At 27.5% G+C, this 7,132-nt stretch carries 8 protein-coding genes; 1 reads left to right on the top strand and 7 read right to left on the bottom strand.

What is annotated here, in order from left to right; all coding sequences use genetic code 11:
• Positions 1-37: 37 nt before the first annotated feature.
• The 5 genes from B3630_RS14980 to B3630_RS14960 form a co-directional block, all read right to left on the bottom strand.
• Complete coding sequence (locus tag B3630_RS14980; RefSeq protein ID WP_346899548.1) at positions 38-178, bottom strand: hypothetical protein; 141 nt, start codon at positions 176-178, stop codon at positions 38-40.
• Between the two features lie 69 nt (positions 179-247).
• The gene (locus B3630_RS14975) at positions 248-412 is read right to left on the bottom strand and encodes a hypothetical protein (RefSeq protein ID WP_346899546.1); all 165 of its coding nucleotides are present in this window, start codon (positions 410-412) and stop codon (positions 248-250) included.
• Positions 413-684: 272 nt separating this feature from the next.
• Positions 685-1,542, bottom strand: coding sequence for a YitT family protein (locus B3630_RS14970; protein ID WP_346899544.1), 858 nt, complete (start codon positions 1,540-1,542; stop codon positions 685-687).
• Between the two features lie 246 nt (positions 1,543-1,788).
• Positions 1,789-2,100, bottom strand: a complete 312-nt coding sequence (locus B3630_RS14965; protein ID WP_346899542.1) for a DUF1540 domain-containing protein — start codon at positions 2,098-2,100, stop codon at positions 1,789-1,791.
• Between the two features lie 81 nt (positions 2,101-2,181).
• On the bottom strand, positions 2,182-3,918 hold the full coding sequence (locus B3630_RS14960) for a DUF4153 domain-containing protein (RefSeq protein ID WP_346899540.1): 1,737 nt from the start codon (positions 3,916-3,918) through the stop codon (positions 2,182-2,184).
• A gap of 221 nt (positions 3,919-4,139) precedes the next feature.
• Between B3630_RS14960 and splB the strand changes: the two genes are divergently transcribed.
• Positions 4,140-5,162, top strand: a complete 1,023-nt coding sequence (splB, locus tag B3630_RS14955) for a spore photoproduct lyase (protein WP_346899552.1) — start codon at positions 4,140-4,142, stop codon at positions 5,160-5,162.
• A gap of 104 nt (positions 5,163-5,266) precedes the next feature.
• On the opposite strand, the gene B3630_RS14950 is transcribed toward splB, so the two are convergent.
• A complete protein-coding gene (locus tag B3630_RS14950; RefSeq protein ID WP_346899538.1) occupies positions 5,267-5,953 on the bottom strand; it encodes a M15 family metallopeptidase in 687 nt (228 codons plus the stop codon).
• A 108-nt stretch (positions 5,954-6,061) separates the two neighbouring features.
• The gene (gene arsB / locus B3630_RS14945; protein ID WP_346899536.1) at positions 6,062-7,126 is read right to left on the bottom strand and encodes an ACR3 family arsenite efflux transporter; all 1,065 of its coding nucleotides are present in this window, start codon (positions 7,124-7,126) and stop codon (positions 6,062-6,064) included.
• Between the last annotated feature and the right edge of the window lie 6 nt (positions 7,127-7,132).

The raw sequence follows: 7,132 nt of genomic DNA, 5'->3' as shown, positions 1-7,132 counted from the left end.
AAATAAAAAATAGATGTACAAGTTGTACATCTATTTTTTATTTCAATTTACTTATATCATTGGTATCTCTAATAAATATTAACCCATCAAATGTATCTATAGGTTTTAATTTCATATAACAATCTTCTTCATACCCATTATAAAAAATAATGTTATCAGCTAATAATTTTCCTTCCATATTCAAAGCTTCTTTTATGTTATGCTCTGGTCCACTGTATATGGCTAATTCTATACTTTTTAGTATATTCTAAAGATATTTAAATGCTATAATTTGTTTATCCTTAAATATATCCTTAAATCCCTTTAAATCTTCAAAACCATTGCCAATCTCCACAGCGTTTAAAGGAACTAATTCTTCTTTTATAATTTCAGCTTCCTCATTAGGACTAAGTCTTCTCCCAAATAATCCCAAGCATATTAGTCTGAGAATTATTATAACTTAAATTATTAATAATACCTTCTTTCCTCTTCTCATCTTCATATACCCCTTAAATAACTATTTCAAACCTTAATTTAATATTTTTAATTTGTGGTTATATATATTATAGCAAATTTAAAAAAATTTTTAATATTTATCTGAGCTTTCTTAGAGTAATGGGCAAAGTTATTCTTATTTTTAACTATATATCAGAAATATAATAAAAAATTAGTAAATCTCCTAATTGAAATTTACTGATTATATAATTAGTCTAGTATATTACCAAAGCCTTCCCCTAATACCTCATGGACATTATGGGTTATGATGAAAGCACCTGGATCCACTTCTTTTATAAAATTTCTAAGCTTAATAAACTCCTTTTTACCCATTACTGTTATCAAAACATCACTTTTTTCTAAATTGTATGCTCCTATAGCACGATAAATAGTAGCACTTCTACCCAGCTCATCAATAATAAATTTTCTTATATCTTCAGTTTTAGAGCTCATTATTTCTATTCTCTTAGTTATATTAAGTCCATCTATAACAAAGTCTACCATGGAGCCATTTATTATAACTCCAAGTAAAGCATACATTCCTGTAGTAGCTCCAAATGCTATAACTGCAAGTAAGGTTATACTAAAATCTATAATTAAAAGTCCTTTTCCAATTTCTAGATGGGCATATTTGTTTAATATTTTAGCAGGTATATCCGTCCCCCCTGTAGATGCATTCCTATTAAACACTATAGCCATACCTATGGCTCCAATTAATATACCAAAAATTAAATTTATAAGTATATCCTGTGAAATAGGTTTACTAATAGGTGCTACTTTTTCTAAAATAGATATTATTACTGAAAGCATAAGACTAGAATATATAGTTTTTGTTCCAAATGCCTTTCCAATAAAAATAAAGCCTATGACGAAGAAAAATATGTTTCCTATAAGCATTATAATACCAATACTAAGGTTAGGAATATAATGGTTTATTACCATCGCAAGCCCAGTAAGTCCTCCAGCTGCTAAATTATGTGGAACCAGAAAAAAATGAATACCTATAGCTATTAAAATTAATCCAAAAGTTATTATAATATAATCTTTTATTTCCTTCTTCAAACCCATTCCTCCTTAATTCACCCTATTGATTTTTGTAAAAATATCTTATGTTTTTCAATTTTATGTTAACCCTCTTTATTTAATCATATATCAATAGATAGGTTATTACAATATCTCTCTTTTTCTTATATATGTTTCACTGTTTAAACACTTGTATACGTAAAAAAACTACTACTATAAAATTTAACCGAACTTAATCATAAAATTTCATAGTAGTAGCTTGTTCTTTATATTTACTTATAGTATTTATCTTTACTTGCAATGAAATGTAGCACACTCTGTTTGTCTAGGCTTACATGCATGGTCTCCAGAAATACAAATTTCTGAAGCATCACATTTATGGTTTGCGTTATAAACACAATTGGTAGCTTCACATCCTACTACCATTTCTGGATTAGGTCTTTGATTACTGTTTGACATAGCTCCACTTTTTTCTGCAAAACTATCACAACAAGTGGATGATTTATGAGTAGCTTCCCTTCCACCTACTTGAATAGAATCAATACAGCAATAATAATCATTATTATATGCACAACTACATGCATCACATTTTAATTTAGTCATAAAAACGCCTCCTAAAGTTTATTTCTATAATATTGTTTCAATTTAGTAGGCAAATTATTCTTACACAATTTTATTGTTCTTTTACTTTATCTTTACAAATACTGAAAATTGAATTTCTGTAGATTCTATCTGGTAATAATTTAAATCTTTACGACCAGAAAAGTTATCAATTTTTATTTTAACTTTAACTTTATCTGTTTCATCTTCGAATTGCATATCTTCTACAGGTATGGAGTTTGTTTTATTAACACCATATTTATCTATTATCTTATTAAAATACTCATTTAAATTTTTATTATATATATGTTTACCTTTCTCTAATATCTTAAGTTCATTAGATGCTTTATTATAGTCAACTGTAATTCCATAAGAATTCTTATTATCAGCACTTTGATAACTTATAATATTAAAAAGGTAATCATAGTCCTTTATTTCTATAGGCTCTGATATTTCTTCACTTGTAAAATAGAAATGTTCATATCTACTTTCATAATTAAAATTAGAATAAGTTATTCCTAGTACCTTCTCTGTATCACTTATAGTAAAATTATCTGGCAAATATTTAATATCCTTTAATTCATGTTTTCTATTAAAATAATCTAATATACTATTGAACTCTATTTGATCATCTTTAGAAACTGTGTCTATAGCTTTAACTATTTTACCATTTTCAATCATATTATTTTTTATAAGGAACTTTTCAAATCTTTTATTTTGACTATACTTAGATAAACTATAACTACTCAAAGGTCCACAAATTGATATAAAAATAATTATAACAAGAGATATTGGAAGTATAATATTTTTTACTTTCTTAATTATTGAGTAATATACCATTATTCCAAAGACCCAAATCCCTAGTGCTAAAACAAAATATCTATTTTCAGTTATTCCATAGGCATTAACTCTTATTCCCATAGAAATAAACATAAGTAATATAAGAGGAAGTATTGCTTTTGGAAACGTCTTTACAAACTTGCTTACCCAAGGATTATTCTCCTTTACTGGTGAAATTAAAAACAAGGTTCCTGTTGATATTACTCCATACCATAATACTAAATGAGAAACTAATCCTTCAGGCCACTGTCTAGTAATAATTATCTTAGCAAAATATATATATAAGATTATTGTGTATATAGAAATTAATGGCATAATTATATAAAGCATTAATATCTTAAACACCTTTGGATACTTTTCAACCTTTATAACTTCTTCCTTTTCTGGGATTCCACCAAGAAAGAAGCACTGTGCAAAAACTCCTACAACTATAAGCCATGTATAATAATATATCTCATATTTAACTTCTATTCCTAAAAGATAATCTACGGTGAACAATATTGCTATTAATCCTAAATATAAAACTATAGAATATAAAACTGTTGTAAAGAATCTTCCTAAAACCTTTATCACATACATCTCAAAACTTCCATCCTTATAAATATATGGAGTAAAAAAGAACCCTGTAATAAATATTATAATAAGACCAACATATCTAGTAACCTGAACCATATTTAAATCTTCAAGACAAAAATATACGTAGACTACTAAACAAATAGCTGCAATAATATAAATTAAGTATTTAAACTTCTCATTAGATTTACTTCTTCTTTCAAAATATAATTCAATACAAATGTATACTGGAATACTAAGTACTAAAGTCATCACAACACGTCTTAATTCCTCATCACTTCCAAAGCTTTCTCCCATATAGATTAAAGTTATAACTGCGGCTATAGATAAAAATATTGGTATAGGAAATCTTTTTACCGAATCTTTTATAGAATTTTTCCATCCATTTACTAAAGTTTTAATATACAATAATATGACCCCCTTCATTATAAAATTATTTTTCTATGTTTTATAATTACCTTTAGATAACTATTTATGTATCACTGTAAATTATACCCATTATACCATATCATCTAAATTAAAACTTTCATCTATTACACATAATATTATCATATATGTAAAGAATATTCCTATTAAGTATAAAGGAGGTGACCTTTAGTTTGAAGCCATTGCTTCTACTAAAGAGCTTAATGTTTATTCCTAAAAGAATATTATTTGAAAAAGGATCCCTGGATTATGAAATAGGCAAAAATATTTATAACACTTTTAAGGATAATAAAAATATAGAAATAATAAAATTAACTTCTAATAAAATTAAGGAAAGAATTCCTGGTGAAAACTTGCATAGCTTTTATCGTGAAGGTAAGAATACCTTAGTTGTGGGTATAAAAAAAAGAAGTAAATTTCAATCCTGTAAACCTTCTGCTAATTGGCAGTTACCCCTAGTGTCCGGTTGTATTGCTCATTGTCAATATTGCTACTTAAATACAAACCTAGGAGATAAACCTTATATAAAGATTAATGTAAATATAGATGATATTCTAAATCAAGCAAATGAATATATTAAAGAAAGATTACCTTCAAAAACTTTATTTGAAGGCTCTGCTACCTCTGATCCTATACCTATAGAACCTTATACTAACAGTTTAAAAAAAGCCATAGAATTCTTTGCTAATAGTGATCATGGACTATTTCGTTTTGTTACAAAGTTTAATGATGTGGATAGTCTATTAAATATAGACCATAAGGGTCATACAGAAATTCGATTTACTTTAAATACAGATAAAGTAATCAGTGACTTTGAAAATAGAGCCGCTTCTATAGATAAAAGAATAGAAGCTAGTGTAAAGGTGGCTAATGCTGGGTATCCTATAGGTTTTATTATTGCACCAGTATTTCTTTATGAAGGTTGGAAAAATGATTATAAACAACTTTTATTAAATCTTAATGATAAGCTTCCTGATAACTTAACTACTCCTGTTACCTTTGAAATAATATCTCATAGGTATACTCCTAGAGCTAAAAATATAATTCTAGAAGTATTTCCTGAAACAACACTTCCTATGGTTGATGAGGAAAGAAAATATAAATATGGACAATTTGGATATGGTAAATATGTATATACAAAAGAGCAATTAGAAGATATGAAAGACTTTTTTAGTTCAGAAATTGACTCTATATTTAATAATAAAGTTATAAAGTATATAATATAATGTTAAATGCAAAAGCCAAGCTATATTACCTTATATAACTTGGCTTCTTTAATGTTATAAAATTATTTTTATATCTTTTGCTTTATTCTATGTTTATATATTTTTTAATTAATTTCAGCAAATTCTTCTAAGGTTATTCCATCATTATAAATCTTTTCTGACATTTCACTACCCACATATCTCACATGCCAAGGTTCATAATTATATCCTGTTATATCTTCTTTTCCCGACTCATATCTTACTATAAATCCATATTTATATGCATTTATAGCTATCCAATTAGCTTCTGGACATCCTTCAGATATCCATCCAGAACTAGTTGCTAAATCCATAGCCTCTCCTAGTTGATGCTCACTTGCTCCAGGCTTTGCTACATATTTATCTGAATAAGATTTTCCTTGGGTTTCCACATTATATTCATATAAGTTTTTTTGTGTTTTATAAGATCTATAGCCTGATAAACCATGTAAGTAGACCCCATCCTTTGAAGCAGCATCTACTAGTTCCTCTAAAGCCTTAGCAGACTCCTTTGTCATATATCTTTCTTCTTCTGTGGATTCTGGTAAGAATTCTATATTTACTGAAACTAAATCCTTTGGCTTATAATCTGATGTTAAACCATAATTTTTATTTACCACTACTTTATCATAATCATTAATAATAAAATATCCCTCTGATTTCAAATGAAATTTATTGATTAAATAATTTGTAGCACACATGCCTAATATAACTATTACTAGTAATTTCAATATAACTCTTCTTGCTTTTCTAACCTTTTTCTTTTTTCTCATAAGACCATCTCCTTAAGTTCATATACTTATTTTAAACCTTATGAGATTATTATTTATTACTTAATGCTTACAAATTTATTACTTATTTATTAAGACATGACATTTAAACTATTCTCCCTCTTTAGTAAACCATCCTCTACTATTATTAGCTATTCTAACAAGTGTAAGCATCACAGGAACTTCTACTAATACACCTACCACTGTAGCTAATGCAGCACCTGATTGTAATCCAAATAATGAAATTGCTACTGCTACTGCTAATTCAAAAAAGTTACTTGCTCCAATCATTCCTGCTGGTGCTGCTATAGAATGTGGCAACTTCCAAAGTTTTGCCCAAATATAAGCTATTCCAAATATAAGGAAAGTTTGAATTACAAGCGGTACTGCAATTAATACTATATGAACAGGATTATTTAAAATAGTATCACCTTGGAAGGAGAATAATATAATCAAAGTTAATAATAATCCTATTATAGTCACATTATCAAATTTCTTTAAAAATACATTATTAAAATAATTTATACCTTTGTTTTTAATTATTAATGTTCTAGTTATAAATCCAAGTACTAATGGTATAACTACAAATAAAACTGTTGACAATACAAGAGTTTCTATAGGTATAACTACATCTCCAACCCCTAGTAAAAAAGCTACAATAGGAGCAAAGGCAATTAAAATAATCAAGTCATTAACTGCTACCTGAACTAGAGTATATGAAGGATCCCCTTTAGTTAAGTGACTCCACACAAATACCATAGCTGTACATGGTGCAGCTCCTAAAAGCACTGCTCCAGCTAAATACTCCTTAGCAAGTTCAGGTGCTATTATACCTTTGAATACAATAAAGAAAAAAAATGCTGATATAGCATACATTGTAAAAGGTTTAATAAACCAATTAGTTGTACAAGTAACTATAAGTCCTTTTGGTTTTCTAGTAGCATTAATTATACTTCCAAAATCAATCTTTAACATCATAGGGTATATCATTAACCATATAAGTATAGCCACAGGTATTGACACATTGTAATACTCAAATTTATTTAGAGTATTAGGTATCATAGGCAAAAACTGACCAACCAATATTCCCACTACAATACAAAGGGCAACCCATATAGTTAAGTATCTTTCAAAAATACCTAACCCTTTTCCACCATTTCCTTTATTATTACCCATAAGATA

It is taken from the genome of Clostridium sp. UBA7503, assembly GCF_002477055.1.
In the GTDB taxonomy this organism is placed as follows: Bacteria; Bacillota; Clostridia; order Clostridiales; family Clostridiaceae; genus Clostridium_J; species Clostridium_J sulfidigenes.
The sequence above is the reverse complement of the archived record's forward strand: the minus strand, read 5'-3'. Positions and strand labels throughout refer to the sequence as shown.

Excerpts from the sequence above, each read along its gene's own strand:
- B3630_RS14950 (WP_346899538.1), bottom strand. The coding sequence starts at position 5,953 with ATGAGAAAAAAGAAAAAGGTTAGAAAAGCAAGAAGAGTTATATTGAAA.
- B3630_RS14980 (WP_346899548.1), bottom strand. The coding sequence starts at position 178 with ATGGAAGGAAAATTATTAGCTGATAACATTATTTTTTATAATGGGTAT.
- arsB (WP_346899536.1), bottom strand. The coding sequence starts at position 7,126 with ATGGGTAATAATAAAGGAAATGGTGGAAAAGGGTTAGGTATTTTTGAA.
- B3630_RS14970 (WP_346899544.1), bottom strand. The coding sequence starts at position 1,542 with ATGGGTTTGAAGAAGGAAATAAAAGATTATATTATAATAACTTTTGGA.
- B3630_RS14965 (WP_346899542.1), bottom strand. The coding sequence starts at position 2,100 with ATGACTAAATTAAAATGTGATGCATGTAGTTGTGCATATAATAATGAT.
- splB (WP_346899552.1), top strand. The coding sequence starts at position 4,140 with ATGTTTATTCCTAAAAGAATATTATTTGAAAAAGGATCCCTGGATTAT.